This window comes from Telluribacter roseus, assembly GCF_017355915.2.
Lineage (GTDB): Bacteria > Bacteroidota > Bacteroidia > Cytophagales > Spirosomataceae > Telluribacter.
Genome location: NZ_JAFEUV020000005.1, coordinates 152,464 through 177,445, shown reverse-complemented (window position 1 = coordinate 177,445; position 24,982 = coordinate 152,464). Strand labels below are relative to the sequence as shown.

20 protein-coding genes and 1 tRNA gene are annotated in these 24,982 nt (G+C 50.4%); 13 read left to right on the top strand and 8 right to left on the bottom strand.

What is annotated here, in order from left to right; all coding sequences use genetic code 11:
- Nucleotides 1-111 precede the first annotated feature (111 nt).
- From JTN23_RS11720 to JTN23_RS11690, 7 genes are all read left to right on the top strand, one after another.
- Nucleotides 112-1,071 (top strand): tryptophan 2,3-dioxygenase family protein, encoded by a 960-nt coding sequence (locus JTN23_RS11720; RefSeq protein WP_247235016.1) that lies wholly within the window; start codon nucleotides 112-114, stop codon nucleotides 1,069-1,071.
- Complete coding sequence (locus JTN23_RS11715) at nucleotides 1,072-1,413, top strand: DoxX family protein (protein ID WP_247235015.1); 342 nt, start codon at nucleotides 1,072-1,074, stop codon at nucleotides 1,411-1,413.
- A gap of 72 nt (nucleotides 1,414-1,485) precedes the next feature.
- Entirely contained in the window at nucleotides 1,486-3,072 is a 1,587-nt protein-coding gene (locus tag JTN23_RS11710; RefSeq protein ID WP_247235014.1) for an NAD(P)/FAD-dependent oxidoreductase, read from the top strand.
- A 67-nt stretch (nucleotides 3,073-3,139) separates the two neighbouring features.
- Entirely contained in the window at nucleotides 3,140-3,769 is a 630-nt protein-coding gene (locus tag JTN23_RS11705) for an NUDIX hydrolase (protein ID WP_247235013.1), read from the top strand.
- A 126-nt stretch (nucleotides 3,770-3,895) separates the two neighbouring features.
- A complete protein-coding gene (locus JTN23_RS11700) occupies nucleotides 3,896-6,616 on the top strand; it encodes a DNA gyrase/topoisomerase IV subunit A (protein ID WP_247235012.1) in 2,721 nt (906 codons plus the stop codon).
- 84 nt (nucleotides 6,617-6,700) lie between these two features.
- Nucleotides 6,701-7,339, top strand: a complete 639-nt coding sequence (locus tag JTN23_RS11695; protein WP_409049446.1) for a SanA/YdcF family protein — start codon at nucleotides 6,701-6,703, stop codon at nucleotides 7,337-7,339.
- 53 nt (nucleotides 7,340-7,392) lie between these two features.
- Nucleotides 7,393-9,906, top strand: a complete 2,514-nt coding sequence (locus JTN23_RS11690) for a DUF5686 and carboxypeptidase-like regulatory domain-containing protein (protein ID WP_247235010.1) — start codon at nucleotides 7,393-7,395, stop codon at nucleotides 9,904-9,906.
- A 14-nt stretch (nucleotides 9,907-9,920) separates the two neighbouring features.
- On the opposite strand, the gene JTN23_RS11685 is transcribed toward JTN23_RS11690, so the two are convergent.
- Nucleotides 9,921-10,892 carry an ABC transporter ATP-binding protein gene (locus JTN23_RS11685; protein WP_247235009.1) on the bottom strand — a complete coding sequence of 324 codons (972 nt, stop codon included), beginning with the start codon at nucleotides 10,890-10,892 and terminating at the stop codon, nucleotides 9,921-9,923.
- A gap of 142 nt (nucleotides 10,893-11,034) precedes the next feature.
- Between JTN23_RS11685 and JTN23_RS11680 the strand changes: the two genes are divergently transcribed.
- Nucleotides 11,035-12,525: a hypothetical protein gene (locus JTN23_RS11680; RefSeq protein ID WP_247235008.1), complete on the top strand. Its 1,491-nt coding sequence runs from the start codon at nucleotides 11,035-11,037 to the stop codon at nucleotides 12,523-12,525.
- 66 nt (nucleotides 12,526-12,591) lie between these two features.
- On the opposite strand, the gene JTN23_RS11675 is transcribed toward JTN23_RS11680, so the two are convergent.
- The gene (locus JTN23_RS11675; RefSeq protein ID WP_247235007.1) at nucleotides 12,592-14,037 is read right to left on the bottom strand and encodes a S41 family peptidase; all 1,446 of its coding nucleotides are present in this window, start codon (nucleotides 14,035-14,037) and stop codon (nucleotides 12,592-12,594) included.
- A gap of 301 nt (nucleotides 14,038-14,338) precedes the next feature.
- Here JTN23_RS11675 and JTN23_RS11670 point away from each other — a divergent pair, with 301 nt between their 5' ends.
- A complete protein-coding gene (locus tag JTN23_RS11670) occupies nucleotides 14,339-15,442 on the top strand; it encodes a sensor histidine kinase (protein WP_247235006.1) in 1,104 nt (367 codons plus the stop codon).
- Between the two features lie 69 nt (nucleotides 15,443-15,511).
- Nucleotides 15,512-16,210, top strand: coding sequence for a LytR/AlgR family response regulator transcription factor (locus JTN23_RS11665; RefSeq protein ID WP_247235005.1), 699 nt, complete (start codon nucleotides 15,512-15,514; stop codon nucleotides 16,208-16,210).
- Here the strand turns inward: JTN23_RS11665 and JTN23_RS11660 are convergent.
- The 3 genes from JTN23_RS11660 to JTN23_RS11650 all read right to left on the bottom strand — a co-directional run bounded on the left by JTN23_RS11660 (nucleotide 16,196) and on the right by JTN23_RS11650 (nucleotide 18,238).
- Nucleotides 16,196-16,918 carry a pirin family protein gene (locus JTN23_RS11660; RefSeq protein ID WP_247235004.1) on the bottom strand — a complete coding sequence of 241 codons (723 nt, stop codon included), beginning with the start codon at nucleotides 16,916-16,918 and terminating at the stop codon, nucleotides 16,196-16,198. The genes JTN23_RS11665 and JTN23_RS11660 overlap by 15 nt on opposite strands.
- Before the next feature lie 8 nt (nucleotides 16,919-16,926).
- Nucleotides 16,927-17,424 (bottom strand): hypothetical protein, encoded by a 498-nt coding sequence (locus JTN23_RS11655; protein ID WP_247235003.1) that lies wholly within the window; start codon nucleotides 17,422-17,424, stop codon nucleotides 16,927-16,929.
- Between the two features lie 73 nt (nucleotides 17,425-17,497).
- Nucleotides 17,498-18,238, bottom strand: coding sequence for a dioxygenase family protein (locus tag JTN23_RS11650; protein WP_247235002.1), 741 nt, complete (start codon nucleotides 18,236-18,238; stop codon nucleotides 17,498-17,500).
- Between the two features lie 368 nt (nucleotides 18,239-18,606).
- On the opposite strand from JTN23_RS11650, the gene JTN23_RS11645 reads away from it, so the two are divergent.
- A complete protein-coding gene (locus JTN23_RS11645) occupies nucleotides 18,607-19,815 on the top strand; it encodes a hypothetical protein (protein ID WP_247235001.1) in 1,209 nt (402 codons plus the stop codon).
- Nucleotides 19,816-19,937: 122 nt separating this feature from the next.
- Here JTN23_RS11645 and JTN23_RS11640 read toward each other — a convergent pair.
- Nucleotides 19,938-20,021, bottom strand: a tRNA-Leu gene (locus JTN23_RS11640).
- Between the two features lie 76 nt (nucleotides 20,022-20,097).
- Complete coding sequence (locus JTN23_RS11635; RefSeq protein ID WP_247235000.1) at nucleotides 20,098-21,342, bottom strand: ABC transporter permease; 1,245 nt, start codon at nucleotides 21,340-21,342, stop codon at nucleotides 20,098-20,100.
- Nucleotides 21,343-21,417: 75 nt separating this feature from the next.
- Between JTN23_RS11635 and JTN23_RS11630 the strand changes: the two genes are divergently transcribed.
- The gene (locus JTN23_RS11630; protein WP_262918510.1) at nucleotides 21,418-22,701 is read left to right on the top strand and encodes an asparagine synthetase B; all 1,284 of its coding nucleotides are present in this window, start codon (nucleotides 21,418-21,420) and stop codon (nucleotides 22,699-22,701) included.
- Between the two features lie 83 nt (nucleotides 22,702-22,784).
- Here the strand turns inward: JTN23_RS11630 and JTN23_RS11625 are convergent, their stop codons facing one another.
- The gene (locus JTN23_RS11625) at nucleotides 22,785-23,840 is read right to left on the bottom strand and encodes a DNA/RNA non-specific endonuclease (protein WP_247234998.1); all 1,056 of its coding nucleotides are present in this window, start codon (nucleotides 23,838-23,840) and stop codon (nucleotides 22,785-22,787) included.
- Nucleotides 23,841-24,079: 239 nt separating this feature from the next.
- On the opposite strand from JTN23_RS11625, the gene JTN23_RS11620 reads away from it, so the two are divergent.
- A complete protein-coding gene (locus JTN23_RS11620) occupies nucleotides 24,080-24,955 on the top strand; it encodes an HAEPLYID family protein (protein WP_247234997.1) in 876 nt (291 codons plus the stop codon).
- The last annotated feature ends 27 nt before the right edge of the window (nucleotides 24,956-24,982 follow it).

Below are 24,982 nucleotides of genomic sequence, written 5' to 3'. Positions count from 1 at the left end.
CAAAGTCTGTTTTTGATGCAGTACCTACTCTTTTTCAAACCAGTCGTAGTACTGCTATGTTACTAATTTATTCGTAAGTTAAGGCATTCGAAAAGGATATTCATCAACCTCATGAAGCCATCCCCCATTCACCAGGCCGACGTAGCGGAGCGTCTGCAACGGCTGGAAGAAAAATTCGCGGCCATGGGTCAGGACCTGACTTCCTACCTCGACGGCCTCCTCTACGCCGACTACCTTACCTACTGGGAGTACGTAGAACTGGACACCCTGCTTTCCCTCCAGAAGCCCCGGACTCCATTCCCGGATGAGTTGATATTTGTCACCTACCACCAGATCACGGAACTGTACTTCAAGCTGATCATCCACGAGATCCGGCAAATAGCCTTTCATGAAGCACTTACTCCCGTTTTCTTTACCGCACGCCTCAAACGTATCAATCGCTACGTCAGCCTGCTGATCGACTCGTACGACGTGATGGTGCACGGGATGGAGAAGGATCAGTTCCTGAAATTCAGAATGGCCCTGCTTCCTTCCAGCGGATTTCAGTCGGTGCAGTACCGGATGATAGAGATCATGTCTACGGATATGGTGAATCTGGTACTACCGGATGATCAAGGTACACTTAGTGCAAAAAGTCCGGTCGATGCGGTGTACGAAGCTATATACTGGAAAAAAGGTGCAACCGAACTGGCTACCCAGCAGAAAACCCTGACGCTCCGGCAGTTTGAGCGGAAGTACAGCCAGCAGCTCATCCAACTGGGCGAAGAATACCGAAACTGCAACCTCTGGCAACGGTACCAGCACCTGGATGAGGCCGACAAGAGCAATCAGGACCTGATCATGCAGCTCCGGCGCTTCGATCACCTGCTCAATATCCAGTGGAAGCTGTCGCACCTGCGCTCTGCGGTACAGTACCTGCAAAACGACCCCGTTGTGATAGAAGCGACCGGGGGTACCAACTGGCAGCAGTACCTCCCTCCCATCCGGCAGCAGGTCAGGTTCTTCCCGGGATTGTGGAATGAAGAAGAGCTCAAAGAATGGGGTAAAATGGCCAAACTAACTAACAGCTAAATGGGCAACTTCATAATGGGTGGAGTATATATCGTAGCGGGGATCCTGCACTTCGTCATCCCAAAGTTTTACCTCAGGATCATGCCGCCTTTCCTACCGGCCCATCAGCTGCTGGTCGCCCTCAGTGGTGTGGCCGAGATCCTTCTGGGCGTGGCTATGTTCTTCCCGGCCACCCGTAGCTGGGCCGCCTGGGGAATTATCCTGTTGCTGATCGCCGTGTTTCCTGCCAATATCTACATGGCCTATGCCGACAAGTTCCAGCACCTGTCGCCCCTGGTACGCTGGGGGCGTCTGCCGCTACAGTTTCTGCTGATCTGGTGGGCTTACCAGTATACCCGCTGATAGATCTGGATTCTTTTTCTTCTTAAAAACGTTGTATCTTTGCACCGTTAAAGGTTAACTTCCTTTCCCCTAATGCAACGTACACTTCAATTGACACTCCCGCCGCATACGGCGATGAACGAAACCCTGTTTCGTCAGCATATACTAAGTGAGCTCCGACTTAAAGAGAGCGATCAGCCTACCATTCGTAAGATCCGTCAGTCTATCGATGCCCGCAGCCGTCAGGTCAAGGTCAACGTACAGGCTGAAGTATACGTAGGCGAAGCACCACCAGACATCATCCAGTATCGCAAAGACTACCCCGACGTGAGCCAGAGCCAGCAGGCTATCATCGTAGGCTGTGGTCCTGCGGGTATGTTTGCGGCCATTCGTCTGATCGAGGCCGGTATAAAGCCCGTTCTGCTCGAGCGGGGGAAAGATGTCCGGACGCGTCGGCGCGATCTGGCTGCTATCAACAAGGAACATACAGTTAACCCCGACTCCAACTACTGCTTTGGCGAAGGCGGCGCGGGTACCTACTCCGATGGCAAACTGTACACCCGCTCCAACAAGCGGGGTGACGTACGGCGGGTACTGGAGATATTTGTAGCTCACGGAGCCACCGAACAGATCCTGGTGGACGCGCATCCGCATATAGGTACCAACAAGCTACCCCGTATCGTAGCCGAAATGCGCGAAAGCATCATTAACGCCGGGGGAGAAATCCACTTCGACACCCGGGTGACGGATCTAGTGCTGGAAGGCGAAGAGATCAAGGGCGTAACTACCGCCGATGGTAAAGAGCACACCGGTATCGGAGTCATACTGGCTACGGGCCATTCGGCACGCGATATTTACGAACTTCTACAGGAGCGCGATGTACTTATGGAAGCTAAGCCCTTTGCCATGGGCGTCCGGATCGAGCATCCTCAGTCATTCATTGATTCGGTACAGTACCACTGCGGTCCTGATCGTGGCCCCTACCTGCCCGCGGCGTCGTACAGCCTCGTGGCCCAGACCTACCATAAAGGCATCCAGCGGGGGGTATTCTCCTTCTGTATGTGCCCCGGTGGCTTTATCGTTCCGGCGGCTACGGCTCCCGGCGAACTGGTGGTGAATGGCATGTCTCCCTCCCGCCGCGACTCCCGCTTTGCCAACTCGGGCATGGTGGTAGCTATACAGGAAGAAGACATCCGACCTTACAAGGAGTACGGGGTACTGGCCGGCTTGCAGCTACAGAAAGAGGTAGAGCAAAAGGCTTGTTGCCTGGCCGGAGGTGGTCAGACTTCCCCGGCCCAGCTGGCGATGGACTTTACCAACAAAAAAATTTCGAGGGAATTGCTGGATACCTCTTACCAGCCGGGCCTCGTGTCGATGGACATGTACGAGGTACTTCCCCACCATATTGCTTACCCGCTCCGCGATGGATTAAAGGAATTTGGCCGGAAGATGAAAGGGTACCTTTCCAACGAAGCTCAACTGATTGGGGTCGAAAGCCGTACCTCCTCCCCCGTCCGTATTCCGCGTGACCGCGATACCTGCGAGCATCCGGAAGTAAAGCGCCTGTTTCCCTGTGCCGAAGGAGCCGGCTACGCGGGGGGAATCATGTCGGCGGCTATGGACGGGGAACGCTGTGCCGAGCAGCTGGTGAAGCTATACGTACCGCACAGCCGATTTTGATTGTCAGTAAAAAAATAGTATCATTGACCTTTCACGGTAATATTATATTTCCTCCCGTAGAAAGTACATGCCTGAACTAACTTTTACTGATTTTACAGAATCTCTTGCTGCCCGATTAAAAAATCCCTTACCCGGTGAGGCTGCCCACCAGCGTATGGTCTCACAGTCGCGCCTCAGGCTCAGCACTACCCCTAATGAGCGGACGCGTAAGAGCGCCATACTGATTCTGTTTTATCCGTACCAGGAGGAGATCTACTTCCCGCTGATCCTGAGACCTGCCTACGACGGTGTACACGCCGGGCAGATGGCCTTCCCGGGCGGGCGGTTTGAACGCACCGACGAGAACCTGATCCGCACCGCCTTGCGCGAAGCGCAGGAAGAAATAGGCCTGCGCCTGACGGACGTAGAAGTGCTGGGAGTACTGAGCGAACTTTTTATTCCGGCCAGCAATTTTTTTGTGCTGCCTGTTGTTGCTTCTATGCCCTATCGTCCCGAATTTTATCCGGACCCGCGTGAAGTAGAAAAAGTATTTGAGGTACGGCTGCAGGAGATTATGGATAAATCCATCATCGGTGAGAGCGAAATTCAGGTCAGGGGCATGACGATACAGGCACCGCACTACATGGTCCAGAACTACAAAATATGGGGAGCCACTGCCATGATGATCAGCGAGCTGCTGACGGTCATAGAATCCTGATCCCGCACGGTAAGCTGCCTGCAAAAAATTACATGTTTCTTCATTTTTAGGGACAGGAAACGTGTTTTTCTCTTAAAAATTTCTTATTTTTACTGAATACTTAACCCTAAGTATCCTCGTCTGTTTATGGATGAAAACGGAACACCAATACATTTAGAAGATAGCGAACTTCATGATCAGATTCCCATATCAGGTCTGTATGAGAGCTGGTTTCTGGAATATGCTTCCTACGTAATTCTTGAGCGTGCCGTACCGGCCATTGAGGATGGACTGAAGCCCGTTCAGAGACGCATCATGCATGCCCTTAATGAGATGGATGATGGTCGCTTCAATAAAGTAGCCAACGTAGTAGGTTCGGCTATGCAGTATCACCCGCACGGTGATGCTTCCATCTACGATGCCATCGTCAACCTTGGTCAGAAAGAACTCCTGCTGGACACGCAGGGAAACTGGGGAGATATCCGAACCGGTGACAGCGCCGCTGCCGCCCGTTATATCGAGACCCGGCTCTCCAAGTTTGCCAAGGATATTGTATTCAACAATGATACTACCAACTGGCAGCTGTCTTACGACGGACGTAAGCGCGAGCCGGTTACCCTTCCTGTCAAATTCCCACTGCTGCTGGCGCTGGGCGTGGAAGGTATTGCGGTAGGTCTTTCAACCAAGATCCTGCCTCACAACTTTATTGAGCTGATCGAGGCTTCCATTGATATACTCAAAGGCAAGCAGGTCATCCTCTACCCCGATTTCCAGACAGGTGGACAGATTGATATTTCCAACTATAACGATGGTGGCCGGGGCGGCAAGGTGCGCGTACGGGCCCGTATTGAGGAGGAGGATAAGAAGATGCTTGTCATCCGCGATATCCCCTACGGTACTACTACCACCTCCCTGATTGACTCGATCATCAAGGCCAATGATGCCGGTAAGATCAAGATCAAGAAGGTAGTGGACAACACCGCTGCCGATGTAGAGATTCAGATCTACCTGGCTACGGGTGTATCACCTGACATTACCATGGACGCCCTCTATGCGTTTACGGAGTGTGAGGTGTCTATATCCCCCAATGCCTGTGTGATTATTGAGGATAAGCCGCACTTTGTGGGTGTCACAGATATACTCCGGTACAACACCCAGCAAACGGTGGAATTGCTGAAACAGGAGCTGGAAATCAAGAAGGCGGCCCTGCTCGAAAAGATCCTGCACGGCTCACTGGAGAAAATATTCATCGAAAACCGCATCTACCGGGATATCGAGGAGTGCGAAACCTTCGAAGATGTAATCAAGACCATCGATAAAGGTCTGACCCCGTACAAGCCACAGTTCTACCGGGAGATCACCGAGGATGATATCCTGAACCTGACTGAGATCAAGATCAAGCGTATCTCCAAGTACGATGCCTTCAAGGCGGAGGAGCAAATGCGCAAATGGGAGGAGGAACTCGCCGAAACCGAGGACAACCTGGCCAACATCATTCGCTTTGCGATTGACTACTACAAAGACCTGCTGAAGAAGTACGGTAAAGGGCGCGAGCGCCGTACCATGATACGTACCTTCAATCAGATATCAGCCAACGTAGTGGCTGCCAACAACCAGAAACTGTACGTCAACCGGGCCGAAGGCTTTATTGGTTACGGTCTGAAGAAAGATGAGTACGTGATGGACTGCTCCGACATTGACGATATCATTGTGTTCCGTCGGGATGGCTGCTGCGTAGTTACGAAGGTTCAGGAGAAAGTATTTGTCGGTAAGGACATCATACACTGCGCCGTATTCCTCAAGAACAACGAGCGCCAGGTGTACAACATGGTGTACCTGGATGGCAAGTCGGGAGCTTCATACGTGAAGCGCTTCCAGATCACTGCCGTTACCCGCGACCGTGAGTACGACCTGACGCAGGGTACTCCCCGCTCAAAGGTGACGTACTTTACGGCCAATGACAACGGTGAGGCCGAGATCATCAACGTGAGCCTCACGGCCCAGAGCAAGGCGAAGGTCAAGCAGTTTGACTTCAACTTTGCCGACCTGGCTATCAAGAACCGTAACGCGATGGGAAACATCCTGACGAAGTACCCCGTCCGTAAGATCATCATGAAGCAGGCCGGTGTATCTACCCTGGGTGGTGTGGATATGTGGTACGACCGTACCATTGGTCGCCTCAACCGTGACGATCGGGGTCAGTACCTGGGTAACTTCGAGGCTAAGGACAACATCCTGGTCATCTACAAAGATGGTACCTACGAGCTGACCAACTTCGACCTGACCAACCACTACGAGCCCAATGATATCCTGCTGCTACGGAAGTTTGAACCGGAGCGTGTGATCACGGCTATCTACTACGAAGGAATACAGCGCCTGTACTTCATCAAGCGATTCACCATCGAGACCTCGACGGTTGATAAGAAGTTCCTGTTCATCAGCGATACCAAAGGCAGCCGGCTGGTACTGGCCAGCCTTGACAAGCACCCGCGTCTGGAGCTGAGCATTCAGAAAACCAGTAAGAGCGCTGTTGAGAAGGAGGAACTACTGGCCGAGGAACTGGTCGATGTAAGAGGCTGGAAAGCCCAGGGAAACAAGCTGACCAGCGATAAGCTGAAGGATGTCGTATGGCTGGAATCCCTGCCGGAAGAAGCAGAAGCTCCGGAGGCCGAAGAGAACGATCCGGACGATGGTTCGGGCTCGGATGAACCGCTGAACGAAGTAGTAGCTACCCATGAAGAACCGGAGGCATTGGCGACGGTCGAGGAGGCAGAGTCTCCCGCTACCAAAGCCAAAGACGCGGCGGCGGCCCGACTGGGAGTAGATTTAGCCGAAGCCAAAAAGAGCCAACTGGGACTATTTGAATAAGCAAGTAGGATGGGCTTGTCTTTGTTTACATCAAAAGAACAAAACTGGGAGGTCGAATCGACCTCCCGAATAGTTTTTCGGCAGGTGAAACGACTTATTAAATTACTTACCGGGCTTTTATTTTCAGGAATCGTATTTGTGCTACTATGCAATCTCTGGGTAGTATACAGCACAAGGCAATACAACTATTTTGCCGTTGACAAGCTTCCGTCCAACGATGTAGCGCTGGTACTGGGTACTAGCCGCAACATTGTCAGGGGCAAGATGAACCTGTACTTTAAGTACCGGATGGAGGCTACGGCCCGCCTGTTCAAGGAAGGCAAGATCAAGTACATCATCCTGAGCGGCAACAACGATTCGGAGTACTACAACGAGCCGCTTGATATGCAGAGGGCGCTGCTGGACCTGGGTGTACCTGCCCACGTTATGACGCTTGACTACTCCGGCTTCCGGACCTTCGACTCGGTGGTGCGCTGTAAGGAGGTTTTTAATCAGAACAGCTTCACTATTATCTCCCAGAACTTCCACAATGCGAGGGCTCTGTACATTGCCCACCAGGAGGGTATTAATGCTATCTCGTTTGCGGCGCAGGATGTACCGGCGGGTTATTCTGTCAAGACCCTGATCAGGGAGTACCTGGCCCGCCCCAAAGCCGTACTGGATGTGCACCTGCTTCGTCCAGAGGCAGATCTTACTTCTAACATTGAGATAAAAAGACGGTAGAAAACTTCTTTAACTAAAATATATGGTTATATTGGCAATACTATGCCATGACCATGAGAAGATCTGTACTATTTCAAGTCTTTTTGTTACTCCTGCTTTCAGCTCATACGTACTCCCAGTCAAATGTAACCATTACGGGTCGTGTTACTGATGCTTCCACCGGAGAACCGATTCCCTTTGCCAACGTTTCTGTAAAAGGCTCACTTTCTGGCACTACCACCGACTTCGAAGGACACTACCAACTACAGGTTAAGTCCCCTGCCGACTCCCTCACGGTTACTTATGTAGGCTACACCACCCGCTCGAAGCCAATTGCACTTAGCCAAGTTAAGCAAACGATTGACTTCCAGCTTTCACCCGATGTTTTCCAATTGCAGGAAGTCAGAATCTACGCGGGCGAAAACCCGGCACATGCCATTATCCGCAAGGTAGTAGCCAACCAGAAAAAGAACAATACCGACAATCTGGATGCTTTTCAGTACGAGAGCTACAACAAGATCCAGATAGACATTGATAACATCTCGGAGAAGTTCAGGAAAAGCCGGGCCGTTGGCAAGATCACCCATATCGTAGAGCAGTATGATCAGATCAAAGGGGAAGATGGACAGACGATCATACCCATTTTTATCTCGGAGTCGGTGTCGGATGTCTACTTCCGGAACAACCCCAGAAAAAAGAAAGAGATTATCCAGAAGACGAAGGTTACCGGCGTAGGCCTTACGGACGGAAGCCTGGTGTCGCAGGTAGTGGGGTCAACGTTTCAGCAGTACAACTTTTACTCCAACTGGCTCAACCTGCTCGAAAAAGACTTTGTCTCGCCTATTTCGGAAAGCTGGAAAGTATTCTACGAGTACTACCTGGCCGACAGCGTGTACAACGGAACCAACTGGGACTATCAGATTGAATTTGAACCCAAACACAAACAGGACCTGGCGTTTTCGGGCACGATGTGGATTGAGGGTACCAGCTTTGCCCTGACCCAAATGGACGCAAACGTAGATAAAAGTGCCAATCTGAATTTCATCGAGAAGATCAAGATACAACAGTCGTACGAGCTGCACGATGACGATAGTACCTGGCTGCCTGCCAAGACCCGCGTCCTGATCGATGTAGCCGAGATCTCTAACCAGTCGGCAGGAATGCTGCTAAAGTTTTACACGGCCAATCGCAATTACCTCCTGCATACCCCCCAGCCCCTGAAATTTTATGACACAACCATCGAACTTAGTGAAGAGTACCGGGAGCATGACAACTCGTACTGGGAAAAGAACCGGCCGGAGGTACTTTCTGAAAGCGAAAAGCTGAGCTATGCCCTGGTCGACTCCATCAAAAGTCTGCCGGTCATACATACCTATACGGAGGTACTTAACATAGCGGTGAACGGCTACAAGAAATTAGATCGCTGGAACATAGACCTGGGCCCTTACCTGTACCTGTATACCAACAACAATATCGAAGGGCATCGGATACGGGTAGGCTTTCGTACCGACCCCGGCTTTAGCCGCAAGTGGGTCCTAAACGGGTACGGCGCCTATGGTACCCGCGACCAACGCTTTAAGTACGGTGGGGGGATTGACTACATTCTCTCCCGAAAGCCCTGGACCGTAGCCGGCGCCTCCTACCGCTATGATCTGGAGCAGCTGGGCATATCCCGTGAACTACTGGGGAGCAACTACCTTTTTGAAGCTTTTGCCCGCTTTGGTACCTACCGGAGAGGGTACCTCCAGAATGAGACGAACCTATACATCCGAAGAGAAGTAGTAAAGGGGCTGACCCAACAGATTTCACTCCGCCAACGCAGCTTTGATCCGCTCTTCCCCTTTGTGTACCGGACTGCTCCCGATATGGGCATGGACTCGCCCCTCCGGAGTAAATTTGAAGTGACCGAACTGACCTTCGAAACACGGCTGGCCCGCCAGGAGCTCTTCCTGCAGAACGACAACGAGCGGATCAGTATGGGCAACGGCAACAGCCCGGCCTTTACCCTACGCTATACCGCCGGAATTAAAGGCTTTCTGGACGGCGACTTCACCTACCACAAGATTGCGTTCAACGTCAGGCAAAGCTTCCGGACCGGCATCCTGGGCCGCACCAACTATGACCTGACGCTGGGGTACATTCCATCTACGCTGCCCTACCCGCTGCTGTACACACCCCTGGGCAACCAGTCCATATTCTACGTGGGGAGCGCCTTTAACCTGATGAACTACTTCGAATTTATCAGTGACCGCTACGCTACGCTGTTCCTGGAGCACAACTTTCAGGGCTTTATCCTGAACCGCATCCCAGCCATCCGTAAGCTAAAATGGCGTATGCTGGCTACCGGTAAGGTATTCTACGGGGGCGTCAGAGACTCTAACCTCTCGCTTACCCCCCAGGTGGATAATGCCGGTAATCCCATCGAAACCTTTAAATCCTTTGGAGATGTACCGTACGTAGAAGTTGGATACGGGATAGATAATATTTTTAAAGTGGGCAGGATCGATGCCATCCACCGCCTTACCTTCCGCGACAGCCCCAATGTTTCTAGATTTGGCGTAAAGGTGTCGTTCTGGTTCAATCTGTAAGGTATAGTAGCGACTTAGTCCACCAGCCGGACATCCTGCTCTGAGTACGTAAGAAGTACCTTTTCCCCGACGGCCAGGTCGGCCTTCTGCCGGTAGAAGGCGATCCTTTCTTTTTTGCTATTGGTACACTGGTAGTCCCAGTAGCTCCCCCGGAAACGGATAGTCTCTACTACCCCTTCCCATTTACTTTTTTCTTGATTTCGGGTAATCTTGATCTTTTCAGGCCGGATGAATCTCCTGCTACCAGAGCCAGTCCGCCCCAGCCAGTTGACACTTCCCGTAAGTTCGGCCACGTAAGCATCAGCGGGTTGGTCATATACCACCAGCGGAGTACCTATCTGAATGATCTTTCCCTCGCGAAGTACTGCTACCTCATCGGACCAGGCCAGCGCATCGGAAGCTTCATGGGTGACGAATATACAGGCCATATCCTCCTTCTTGCGAAGTCGGCTGATGGCCTCCGTCATAGCCTGGCGATTGCGATTGTCGAGGTGGGCAAAGGGTTCATCCAGGAGCAGTACATCCGGCAGTTCCGCCAGGGCTTTGGCAATGGCCGTCCGCTGCTTTTCTCCTCCTGAAAGCAGCTTGGCCTTGTGATCCTGCACGTGGTGGAGCCGGGTAAGCTGCATCAGTTCCTCCACACGTTCCTGACGATATGTGGGGTCATAAAAACGGAGGGAGTAGGAAATATTCTCAAGTACCGTCTGGTTCGGAAACAGCTCAAACTCCTGATGGACCAGTTTGATGGCCTTATGCCCCGGTATCAGTTGATCCCGGACGGGCGTCAGCCGCTCGTTGCGGTATAGTACCTCTCCCTCATCCTGATCCGCAAATCGTCCCAGGATGCGCAGTAGGGTACTCTTGCCCGAACCACTCTCCCCCAGTATACCCAGCCACTGGCCTTTTCTGAGCGTAAAGGATACACCGCTCAGTACCTGGTTATCTTCAAATAGTTTGGACAAGGCTCGGGCACGCAGTAAGGTCATATTTGTGTAGTAGTGGGTAGTTCGTAGTACAGGCAGGTAAAGATACGGCCCCGTACCGGAAGAAAAAGCTTTTGCCCCAAACACCAAGAAAATCGGGCTCAGTGGCTTTATGTAGGTAGTACAGCATTAACCTACTCACCCCATGAAATTCAGTACATCACTTTCAAAGCTGGCTCTTTCGCTACTGACCCTGGTAGTACTCTCGGGGTATTCAGATGTAGCAGGCCAGGCATCAGGGCCCCTCCGGCTCCATCCCCAAAACCCGCATTACTTCCTGTATCAGAATAAACCTACGGTGATCGTGGGCTCAGGGGAGCACTACGGCGCCGTGGTCAACCTGGACTTTGACTACCGCAAGTACCTGCAGGCTACGGCCCGGGACGGCATGAATACCACCCGGTTATTTACGGGCGCATACATCGAAAAACTGGGTGACTTTGGCATCAAAAAGAACACGCTGGCACCGGCGGAAGGGCGGGCCATCCTGCCTTGGAAGCGCAGCAATACAGCCGGCTATACCCTGGGTGGCAACAAATTTGACCTGGAGCAGTGGGATGACGCCTACTTTGCCCGGCTGAAAGACTTCATGGATGAGGCCAACCGGAATGGCGTGATTGTGGAGGTGTGTCTGTTCTCGGCTCACTACGGCGCTGGCTGGAACTACAGCCCCTTCAACCCCAAGAACAACGTCAATAATACCAATGAAGTAGCGTCGGTGCTGGTCAATACCCTGGACAACGGCAACATACTGCCCTATCAGGAGAAGTACGTCCGGAAGATAGTACAGGAACTGAACGGGTACAACAACATCTACTTTGAGATACAGAATGAGCCGTGGGCCGAAAGCCCCGACAAGGTCATGACCCGTAATGAATACGGCCCGGCCGACGACTGGCGGATGCAGCACCAGGTCGTCTCGCAGAAGTCTAACGACTGGCACCGCCGGGTAGCCGAATGGATCATTGACGAAGAGAAGAAACTGCCCAAGAAGCATCTGATCTCACAGAACATCAGCAACTTCAGCTATCCCATAACGGAGCCCGACCCTAACATATCCATCTTTACCTTCCACTACGCGTTTCCGGAGGCGGTGTATGCCAACTACCACCTCAACCGGGTCATTGGCTTTAACGAAACCGGCTTTGCGGGCTCCAAGGATGAAACCTACCGTCGCCAGGCCTGGCGGTTTATGATGGCAGGCGGTGGCCTCTTCAACCACCTCGACTACTCCTACTCGGTAGGCGCGGAAGACGGGCTGGATACTTCCTACGAGGCTCCCGGTGGGGGCAGTCCGGCTCTGCGGGCCCAGTTCAAGACGTTACGTACTTTCTTTGAAGGAATAGATTTCGTCTCCCTACGGCCCGACCAGTTGGTAGTGAAGGCCGCGCCCGGTAGTACCACCTACGCCCTTAGCGATGGCCGCTCGCAGTGGGTTATCTATGTAGAGCAGCTATCGGTCAAGGGATACCCACTCACGCTCAACGTACCCAAAGGTACCTACCAGGCTGAGTGGACCGATGTGGTGACGGGACAAAAGCTCAAAACCACCACCGTTACGAACGGTCTGCTGTCCGTGCCCGAAAGCAGCAGTGATAAGGTAGTGGTGATACGGAGCAGCGCGGCTAAGAAATAGTAGAAAAAAACAAAGCCCCGCTGCTGTCGGCAGTGGGGCTTTGATGTACTGATTTACTTATGCAATCTACATATTCAGTTTTACGTCAGCCTTAAACATGTTGCTGTTACCGGCCTTTTTGCGCAGCGACACGCCTACATTATTCAGCGGATTGCTTTCGCGGGCTCCTCTGCGGGCCACGGCTCCGCCCGTAATCTGATGCAGCGCCTCACTTAGCAACGCTTCCCGGGTATCACCCAGCGGTAGTAGCTGCAGGGGCTCCTCTACTTCAATAGTAGGCGCAAAACCAGCTGCATAGTCCGACTGTCCCTGGCTGTTAAAGCTCTTGAAAACAATAGGCTGCATGCCCCACTTGATCTTACCCGTTTCGTCATCCAGGGTAATAGAGCCTACGTTCTTGCCGTACGTCTTGGTACCAATGGTGATGACCGGCATGTAAGGCCGCAGACCATTGATTATTAGTTCGCTGGCGGAGGCGGTCCAGTCGGTGGTCAGTACATATACCCGCTGCAGGTTACCTCCGATATTCTGGGCTTTATTAACAAACTTCTCCTCGAAGTAGCTATCACCGTACTCTTTTTTCAGATAAGGGGTTAGTACCTCATTCCATTCTTCGCGGAAATACAGCTTGGAGCTGTTCACGCCGCGCCCGATCAGGCTGGCCAGATTCGTTGACGATGAAGTATATCCACCGGGGTTATAGCGCAGGTCAAGTACCAGCTCATTCACCCCTTTATTCTTGAAGTTCTGGAAGATGGCATCTATCTGAGCATCGTACTCTTTGGCGTTACTTCCATTAGCGCCGGGTATAAACTGGTTGTACACCAGATAACCCACGGTTTTTCCTCCTACGGTATAGATGGAGTCCATGAATACCGGATTCTCCTGAAAAACGGTAGCTGTCACTGAGCGGGTCTGGTCGGTATCCACAATGGCAGAGCCATTGACAGTTCCCAGCCCAAAGGTGAACGTAGTACCATTGAGTAATTTTCCGTAATTACTGGTGGTCAGGGACTGGCTATTGACCTTGGTGATGATATCACCCCGCTTCATACCAGCCCTGGCAGCCGGTGAACCTGGCAGTACGTAAAGTACCTGGGCAATTACTCCACTGGAACCCGATGAACGCAGGTACAGGGCATACTCCATACCGGTCGTGGTAGTTTGTCCACTCAGGCTGGCGCTAAGCTCTGAGGCATCCTCCTGAATCCAGGAGAAACGGTCTCCATCGGGGCGGGCAGCCGCATCGTACGAGTACAGGAGGGATTTGAAGAAATCGGATGGTGCCTTCGTCATATCCGGATTGGCGGGTATCTTGCTGCTCCAGTAGTAGTAATCTTTCATATTGGAAAGAATCCACTCATTTACCGTACGGCTATTCGCAGTCGAAGTAGTGGGGGTAGGCTCTGTCTCTACCGGAGTGATCACGTCCAGGTCTTCTTTGCAGGACCAGAACCCCAGCAGTAAAAGTACCGCCCAGCCCGACCGAAATATAGATTTCGAAAATGTCATAGTATGTATGGTATATTGTATAGGGTTAAAAAATGCATTGTGCTGGCAGATTGGCTACCGGCCTATTATTGAAACTCAAAAGCTTGGGTAATCACTGGTACGTACGCAGAAAGAAGAAGTTGTGTTGCACCTGTGAGATCAGGTATAGATGAATGGGCAGAATGTACAGATAGCTCTGAGTAAGTAAGTCCTTTTTTCATGTAGCAACCAGACACTTTCTCGCTATTTCGTTTCATCCACACAAACTGGTTATTCAACGGTACCTGCATCAACTTCTCCCTTAAAAAACGTTATTTCGGGTATGTTTCGTTCAAGATCTTTTATCATTATTACGCATATTATCGGGTGGCTGCTATTCATCAGCCTGCCGGTGTTTTTTCTTTCCCACGATGGCAGATCCCGACGGATTATCTCCATCGTCAGTTCCCCTACGTTCTGGTTGTTTGGAGTATGCTACATCGTTCTTTTTTACTTTCATACGTACTGGCTAATCCCCCGGCTGTTCATCCGCCGGAGGTACCTTACTTATACGGCTATAGTCATTGCCCTTTTTGGAGGAATATTCTTGCTGAAACCCTTCGACATGCTTATATCCAGGGTAGGCCGGAGAGGGCCTCCTCCCCGACACGCCCCACATCCCGGAGCCGATCCTACCAGAAGGATGCCCCCACCACCCCCAGGTGAACCATTCGCACCGCCCCAGGGCCGCCCGATACGACTGGACATTACCAGTATATTCCTGTTTATTATGGTCGTGGCGTTGAGTCTGGCAGTGGAAAGTACCCGGAGCCTGCGCAGTACCGAGCAGCGAGCCATGAAGGCCGAGGCGGACAAGGCCAACGCGCAGCTTTCGTTTCTGATGGCCCAGATCAATCCGCATTTTCTTTTTAATACCCTTAATAATATATATTCATTGGCTATATCGAACGATCCGCATACGGCCGAGGCCATTATGAAGCTCTCGAGCATTATGCGGTATGTCACCGACGAGGCAGGTGTTGAATACGGAGCCCTCGAAAATGAGGTAGCCTGCATACAGGATTATATAGACCTGCAGCGGCTACGCCTGGGCCGGAAAGTACAGCTGGAGGTAGCCATTGAGGGTGAACTGGAAGGTAAGCGTATAGCGCCCCTGATCCTGATGACTTTTATCGAAAATGTATTCAAGCATGGAGTAAGCAACCACCACCACTCCTTGATCACGATCCAGCTGGTGTCCGCAGAAGACAGGATCCGCTTTTTTTGCAGGAACAGAATTTTCCAGAAAAATAACAGTCTGGAAAGAAGAGGGATTGGCATCAGCAATACCCGTGAGCGGCTGGAACACCTGTACCCAAACAGGTACCGGCTGGATATCCAACAGGAGGATGACTATTATACTGTAAACCTAGAGCTGTTTGGCTAAGTACTTATACCCCCTTTTGTGAAAGACTGCTGTTTTATTCCCTTTACCAGTAACTAATATCCCTCTTGTATGGCTCTGAGATGTGTGGCGGTTGACGACGAACCCCTGGCTCTGCGGATCATTGATCAGTACGTATCCCGATTTCCGGCGCTGGAGTTGGTAGAAACCTTTGAAGATTCCATAGCGGCCTCGGAGTACCTCAAAAGCAGCCATTGCGATATCCTGTTCGTAGACATTAATATGCCGGACATTACCGGCATTGACCTGGTACGCTCTCTGGACCAGAAGCCCGTCGTGATTTTTACTACGGCCTACCGCAACTTTGCTTTCGAAGGATTCGAGCTGGATGCCTTGGACTACCTTCTTAAGCCCATCCAGTTTGAGCGTTTTTCCAAAGCGGTCCGGAAGGCCATTGAATACCTAGAAAGCAGGCAAACGCCCAAAGCAGAAGCCGATGACAGCCTGTTTGTGCACTCAGAGTACCGGCTAGTGAAGATACCGCTCAGAGATATTGAGTACATAGAAAGTCTGGAAGACTACATCAGGATCCACCGACAAGGCGACAAGCCTGTCATGACGCTGATGACCATGAAGAAGGTACTTGAAAAACTACCCGAAGACCGGTTCAGGAGGATACACCGCAGCTACATCATACCCATTCAGCAGATACAGGCTATAGTGCACCGAAAGGTAAAGCTCCTGTCTGGTAAGGAGCTCCCCATCAGCGACACGTACAGCGGCTTTATTAATGATTTAAAGAAGAGCTGATTGGGCTACTTCGAGTACCAGTACCAGCGCATTATTGCTCAGCGCCTCCAGTTCTACCTCTTCCAGCTCCCATAGCGCCAGACTGTCTTTTTCGTGCAGTAGCCGGCCTTCCACTTCAAAAGCCCCCGCAAGTACAAACGTGAATATAAGTGAATCTTTCCTTTTCAATTGATAGGTAGCTTCTTTCCGCCCGTCAAACTTGCCCAGATGCAGAGAGAAAGGTAAGGTAGTGGCCTTACTAACGCCGGGTACCAGTTCGTGGAGCTGATTTTCCAACGCTGAGAACTCAAACCCGAATACGCGGGCCCGGGGCTTTACCTCCGGCTCCTCAGCACTTACCCATAGCTGCAGGTAGCTGATATTCTGTACGGGGTACGGATTTCTGATTTCAAAAGTAGAACCCGCCGCTACGGTATAGACAAACAGCTCCTCGACATCCACGGTAGCGAGGGAGCCAGTATGAAAAATAAAATCAAGGGCACCGGTGACCGGTATAAGTATCACGTGTGACGCCCGTGGTGCCCGGTACTCCACCGTCTGAAAACCGCCTACGGTTTCTTCGTTGACAGCATACAGTCTACCAAGCGGGGTCTTATGTTCATCAAAATAGTGTTCGAAATTAAGAGTACTATATCTATTAAGCTGCGGCGTCTGTACCTGTCCGCGCTGATCTGAAAGAAATATTTTGCCAGGTGTTTGCTTGATCATCGTTGGCCTCAGTTTGTCAATGAATAAATACTAAGGTAGGGCTGTATCTTGAACAGATGTGTCAGTACTTCGCCCTCCGTTTCTGTGTTGTCCGATACCAGCAGGTAGTCACCAATAGAATCATGCCATACCAGTGGCTCAGAGAAAAAATTTATTGCTACCTGATGCCTGGTCTTGTCCAGTACATCCGAATTAATGATTTCAAACCGGTAGCGGTTAAACTTCAGGAAATGCTTTCCCAGGTTATTTACAATGTCAGGTATGGTTTCGTGAAGTTGCTGCAGGTACCCGATCACGGCGGCGCTCACCAGGAAGTGCAGCTGCTCCGCTCCGGGCGAATGCTGCAGTAGCTCCCCGAAAGTCCGGTACTTCTTGTCCGGGTTGTAGAGCTGTGCCTGCATCCTGAACTCCTGATAGCTGTCTTCAAAAACCAGTTGGTCCCACGGCTTCGTAGAGGTGGCATCTACTATTTTGCGGTAACATAGTGTGATGGTACTTACCTGCATAAAGGAATGGGTAAGGCGCCAGAAGAATATCCCTCAGCGCCCGGATTGATGTATTAGGGTGTATAATAAAGTACTAAGCGGATACATTCATCTGGATCGTGAGCTCGAAGCCGTCCGTGGTGTTGCCGGATACGGTAGCTATCTGATTCACCCCACCGTCATTACCAAATACATTATCCCGCGCATTGGTAGTATAGCCCGACATCCCCTTGGAGTACCCATTCACTAGGGCCACAGCCGAACTTTCACCTTCAGGAAAAGCAATCTGCGTTACTTTCAGCGAAGTACCGTTGTCATTGTAGATATGAACATGAATGTGGGTAGCCCTGCCCGAATACCAGCCGGGAAATATAGTGGTGAAGGTTACCAGTCCGTTGGCGTCTGTCACCTGCCGCCCGCGCAGGAAGTGCACCGATTGGTAGTTTGTGGATTGCATACCGGTTCCGCCGTACTCAGAGTAGTTGCCGGTGGCATCACAGTGCCAGATATCTACAATGGCTCCAGCCAGGGGCGCACATCCATTGTTGGTATTGCCGATGGTGATCTTCGCCGTCATCTTATAACCGGTACGTCCGTCGGTTATGTCGCTTCTGACGAAGGAGGCGGGGCTCTTGGTCGGGAATGGGCCTGCTGTTTCGGTAGGCGCTACCGCGCAAGCCGTGGAGCTGGTGCCGGGGTTGGTGACAGAGCCGGTAGTACCAGGGGTACCTTCGGTGGGGATAATACCCGTACTACTTTTGTCGCAGGCTGTCAGTACGGTGGGAGCAGCTACCGCTCCGAAAAGTAAACTTTTAAGAAATCCTTTTCTTTCCATGAATCATGCTTCGTCTTATAATGAGAACGAAGTTGATCCTATTTACTTGCCTTAACAACGAAGTATCGGTAAAGAGGTAGATTGTGTGGATGAGAAAAACTCCCTTCACTAGTGCACTAACTTTTTGTCTTTCAGGATAGGTTAAGATAGTAGTTTAAACGCAAGAAAATTTCTGCAGTAAGCACAAGTACAGCCGCTCGATAACCTTCGGCTACTCCGTTAAATAAAATTTTTTGCATCTAGATACTGGATGCCCTATAATTATGTAACCAATTGAAAATAAGGTATTGACAGCCAGGCACCATAGACTATTCCTGTCTTACTACCTGCTTGACTGAAGCATCCACATTATTTTAACCCACACTAGTATGAATCTGATCATTTACAATTCCTTTAACCGTATTTTTCACTTCCTTTCGTTAGCCACTTCATACAAAAGATGGAAAACGACTACAGCTATTATATGTACTTTCACAAGTATCCTTCTGAATAACCCGGACTACCTAAGCTTTTACTCCACTAGCTCTTACCACTGGGAATTTTCTGATTATAGAGCCAACTGGAAGACCATTTATGATCAAAGCCTGCATCCGCTTACTCCTCAGCATCATACAGAATCTACTCACCGGTCCAAAAGAGCCTTCAGACTGGCTCCGGCTCTAGTAGGCAAACTACTACCCCATACTAGTTTAGACACTTTTATCCGAAGTCTTTTCTTTCTTCAGCACGCCCTGGGGTTTGCCTTCTTCTATTTATTCCTCACCCTAGTACATCAGTTAAGCGGCATGAAGGCCTACGCTATGATTTTGACGCTGGGACTTCCATTTATTTATCTGGGCAATGCCTTTTTCTGGGATACATATGGCTGGTTTGATGGATTTGCTTTATTCTCTCTGCTTGCCGCCACTTATTCATTGATAATGAAACGGCTTTGGCTTGTACCACTGTTTCTCAGCCTTGCTTTCTGGACCGATGAAAGGTCTATAATCGTTTCACCTGTTATTCTCTTCTGGATCCCATTGATTGAAGACAAACAAGGCCAAACAGAAACCTATCCACTTTGGAAGAAGGTAGCACTCTTATATCTGCTAACAATAGGGCTATATATCAGCATCAGATTGTCATTAGGCTGGCTCTTTCACCTGAGTATTCCGGTTGGATTCAGCTCTCTGGTAGGAATCAAAATGGTTTTGGTGAATATGCAGTCAATGCCCCATTCACTACTCAACACCTTTGATGGGTATTGGATCTTTCCCATCCTCTCACTCATCTGGTTATGGAATAATTCCTCCAAAACCTATGCAGTTTGTTCAGTAGTTCTATTCACCTTATGCTGGGGTATATCATACAGTGTTCTGGATGTAACAAGAAGCCTAACCTATGCCTACCTATGGATACTCCTGGCGATAATCCTTGTCGGAAAGAATACAGAATACCGAGTAGCCACTGCTATCGCACTCTTAGCTACTACCATATCATTTATAAGTCCTACATTGTTTTTCCTGGGCAAGAGTTCCTTTTCACTTTTCAACTTTCACCAGCTTAAAGTACTAGCCTCGCAGTTTACCGCATTTTAGGACTTGAATCATTGAGTTATAAACCTTTGTATGAAGATGTTCTGTGAAAGCTTCAGGAGAAGATTTAACCAGGGAGTAAAATAAAAAAGCCTTCCGATCTTACGATTGGAAGGCTTCCCAAGTACCCAGAGCCGGAGTCGAACCGGCACGGGTGTGACCCCATTGGTGTTTGAGACCAACGCGTCTACCAATTCCGCCATCTGGGCCTATCAACTGGGTGTTGGGATGGCAAAAATAGGTAGAAAAGCAGATTTGTCAAGTTATCTGTGCAAAATATTTAGCCTACTCATACCGTAAGGCTTCGATGGGATCTAAGCGTGAGGCCTTTATGGCGGGATATATACCCGAAATTACTCCCACCAGCACACAGACCAGGATTCCCATCAGCATCCAGAGCCACGGAACCACAAAATTACTCTCCTGGCTGATGGTATTGGAGATCAGGTTGCCGATCAGGATACCAAACAGCAGGCCGCCCAGGCCGCCAATGATACAGATCACAATGGCCTCGATCAGGAACTGTAGCCTGATTACCTTAGGAGTGGCTCCCAGTGATTTGCGGATGCCTATTTCGCGGGTTCGCTCCGTAACGGATACCATCATGATATTCATAAGGGCAATGGCCGCTCCCAATAGCGTAATGATCCCAATCCCGAAGCCTCCGAGCCGCAGGTAGCCACTTATATTCTCGAAGTCTTTGGCCAGGGCATCGGCCCGCTGTATTTCAAACGAATCCGGAGTACCCAGGGCGTCGTTGCGGACGCGCCGCATCACTCCCCGAGCCTCTTCAATGACATATTCACTATCCGCAATATCAGGCGCCGAAGCCGTAATGTTGAAAGTGAGCGACCGGTTAGCGGCGAGCCCCCGGCCCGTGTCCAGCGGCACCAGGATGATCCGGTCCGCGCCGGTGCCCCCGCCGAGCGAGCCTTTCTTTTCCAATACCCCGACGACCGTAAACCGGGCGCCCATCAGTGTAATCTGCCGGTTGACGGGATCGCGCCCCTCAAAAAGGTTTCGGGCCACCTCCTGCCCCATTATCGCCACATTTAGTGACTTTTCCTGGTCCGTTCTGCTAAAATTCCTCCCCAGGTCTATCTTGTAGCCATTGATACTCAGGTAGGCATCATCCGCGGCAACCACTGAAACATTGGGGTTTGTCTTCCGGGACAGGTACTTGACCTGTACAGCTCCGCCCACCGGAGCCGATAGTGACACCGTCGCATCAAATTGCTGCCCGAACTGGGTAGCAAAGGCTACTGCCTGCCGGTAGTTGATGTCAGGATAGCGCTTTCCTGACCGTCCGCCCGTTCTACGCCCCCTGTCCTCCTGATTTCGCACGGTAAACGTGTTAGCGCCCAGATCAGCGAAGCTACTGTTCACCGAACTCTGGATTCCTTCAATGGCCGTAAGTATGCCTACCAGTGAGGTAATACCGATGGCTATGATCAAGGCAGTCAGTACGGTACGAAGCACGTTGGCCTGAATAGAGCGCAATCCTTCGCTTACATTTTCCTTTATATTCATCGGCTTACGGCACCAGTTTGCATAAAATTTGTATATATTACGTTATTTCATTTTCATATAGTAAAGCTGCAAACGATGGGTGAAAGATTCAAACCAGTGATACGGTTCTTTATTCCGTTTATCATATTTATAGCGCTTTCGGGCCAGACCTGGGCCAACCGACTCCTCATACCGATGGATGAGTCCCAGAAAAATCATTTGAAAGCCTATGGTATAGCCTATTGGATACTGAAAGTTTACGAAACCGAAATGGACTGGCTGCTCAACTACCGGGGAGGCAGTTTTATGGTGCCGTACAATCAGAAGTTCGCTACTGAAATGACCATCCGGGGCGTCAGCTTTGAGGTTATTTCGGAGGCTCAGGGAAATCAGATCCTGTCGGAGGTAGCGGCGCCAGATGCTAACATGGACGCTGTGAAGCTACAGAAAGCACCTAAGGTAGCGGTGTACTCACCCAAGGCAAAGCAACCCTGGGACGATGCCGTTACACTGGTGATGTCCTACGCGGAAATCCCTTATGATGTCATCTTTGACGAAGAAGTACTCAAAGGCAAATTGCCCGAATATGACTGGCTTCACCTCCACCACGAGGACTTTACGGGTCAGTACGGCAAGTTTTACCAGTTTAAGGATTACCCCTGGTACCGCGACCAGAAGCGGGAGGCCGAGAGTATTACCGAAAAGTTTGGCTTTGCTAAGGTACCCCAGATGAAACTGGCGGTAGTCCGCAAGATTGCGGAGTTTGTGTCGGGAGGAGGCTATATGTTTGCCATGTGTAACGCGACGGACACCTTCGACATAGCACTGGCTGCCAATGGAGTCGACATAGTGGAAGCGATGTACGATGGCGACCCGGCTGATCCCAATGCTAATAAGAAGCTGGATTATACCAAAACCATGGCATTCCATAATTTCAAGACTATTACCAATCCCTACGAGATAGAGTTTTCGGATATAGACAATCAGCCCGAGCAGCGGGGCCTTAATGAGTCGAACGATTTCTTTACCCTGTTTCAGTTTTCGGCCAAGTGGGATCCGGTACCGACCATGCTTACCCAAAACCACATGACCATGATCAAAGGATTTTTGGGACAGACTACCGCTTACAAAAAGCAATACATCAAGCCCGAAGTAATAGTACTGGCCGAAACCAAGTCAGCGGGTGAAGCTCGTTACATCCACAGCACCTACGGCAAGGGATTCTTTACCTTCTACGGGGGTCACGATCCTGAAGACTACCAGCACCGCATCGGTGAAGAGCCTACTGATCTGAACCTGCACCCCACCTCGGCTGGCTACCGGTTGATCCTGAACAACATTCTGTTCCCGGCCGCGAAGAAGAAAAAAATGAAGACCTAAGGCTATTACATTCTATAAACAAAGTAAAATGGGCAGGTACTAAGTACCTGCCCATTTTACTTTGTGGACGCTTTCTATAGAAATTATCTCAACCGGTACCAATCCCCTTGATTACTCTGAGCTTCTACCTGGTCCTGAATGGCATTGGGCAAGCGCGGGAAGAAATCAATCCCGGTGACTTTTTCCACCTCATCAATAGACACTACAAAGCTGGAAAGCGGCTGCGTGGAGCCTTCATTCCGCATCAGGAAAGCAATGCCTTTGACAGTAGGCGGAGTAACCGCCAGAATGACTTTATAGTACTGCTCCGGTACGGCCACCTTATTTAGTCGCCCGATCGTAGGAAGCCCGGGCTTAAGTACCGGTCCGGTCACTACGTATACCTTCTTGTACCGGATAGCCCACACCCGTACCAGTTGTTCCAGGTCGCTCCAGATCCCCCGGTTAAAGTCAGGTGCCTGCGGACTGATATTACTCATATAAAATGACTCCTTCATCATGACCCGGTTGTTCTTGAAATCAGCGGCCGGCGCGAGGTGCCCCCGATCATAGCCACTGCGGGTATAGTCGGCATGCACGGCGGAGCCACTCTTCACGGAAGGATCATCATAGAAGGTATTTTCGCGCTCCTGGTTTCCTTTGACCTGAGTACCCGGCAGCTCATACGCCACCCAGGCGGCCTGCTCATAGCGCTCCACGTACTTCAGGGCATAGCCGGTGTGACGGACGATCTGATCGTTTCTTTCTAAGGCTGGCAGTACAAAATCCCGCTGACGAATGATGCGGGTCAGTTCTTCCATGGAGCCCGCCTCGACAGTACTTCCTTCCGAAGTACCCCGATCAAAGTCCGGCAGAGGCTTCTGCGACTTCCGGTTATCCGTAGCTACATTATCGTCCTCCTGGGACTGTTTATCGGTAGTTGTCCCCGGTTGGTCTGGCTCGGGTGATCTATACGGATTGTCTTTTTCTCGATCCGAAGAAGAGGAGGTGGTAAAAATGGATTTTACATCCTCCCAGAACTGTAAAACCGGCTGCGGCTGTCCTCCGTAGTGAAGAAACAGACCCACGATAAAAAAAACGAACAGGAGAAGCAGGGTGTTGTTGTTCCACTTGACACCTCTGCGCTGGAATTTTGTCATAGATATAAACGTACTATTTTTTTCAAAGGTAGCTGATTCATAATATAGACGTAAACAACCTTTCTGCTGATCGTATATAATATTGCGTTGTAATAGTCATTAACCCAGTTAAGCCCCGTGCTATATTAGAACAATATTAAATTTTAACCCTACCCTGCCATTATCAGGTTACTGGTATGATTACTATTATCTATTATCAATATTACCAAATTGCTTGTATCTAATTTTGTAGTTTAACCATGAAGTGTTCCGTATTAACTTTTGTATTATTACTCATTGCCTCATTTTCATTTGCGCAGACTACCTCTGATACCCTGGTTAATGAGAATCAGGTTCTGGACTCACTGTATATCCTTGAGGTACAGGACAAGCGCGAACCCGATAAGGTACTGCACGCTGAGCCCTTGTACATTGATTTGATCCGTGACCTAGGCGCGCGCAAAGGAGAAGCCGAATGGAACGTAGGAATGGGACTTACTGATCGTCTTAACTACGATAGTTACGGCATACTGGTTGAGTATGAGTTTGCGCCGATCAACCGATTGGGGGTGGAGTTTGAAGTACCTGTTACCTTATACAGTTCTAACTCAAGAAGCAGAAACGGAGCTCTACCGTCTAACCGGATAGAATCGTTTAAGAGTGCATTCCAATGGTCTTTCCTGGTGTCGGAGCATTTCAAAACTACCCTTGCGCTGGGAGGTATCTACGAACTGGAACTGGTAGATCTGAAAAAACTGGAGCGGGGAAATATATTAAAAGGGCATATCTACAATCCGTTTTTTATTGCCGCTAAGCGCTGGGGCAACAACTTCCATACATTGTTGTATACCGGGCCCCGCATTGAGCACCTCCGCAACCAGTCCCGCATGCATACAGCCTTTCAGATCAACTCTAATTTCCACTACATGCTGCCTGGTACCCGCAACTTCATAGGTATAGAACTTAATAAGGAAATATCCCACGGTACCTTTGATATGGTCATTCGTCCGCAGATGAGGTTAGGCATTGCCGAAAACTTCCTGATCGGTATTGTGACAGGTATACCCGTAAACCGTAACAACGAGCGCCTGAGTAGCTTTGTCCGGCTCATATACGAGCCCAGGCACCGGGGGTAAATCCATGACCAGGTAAAGCAGTACGGC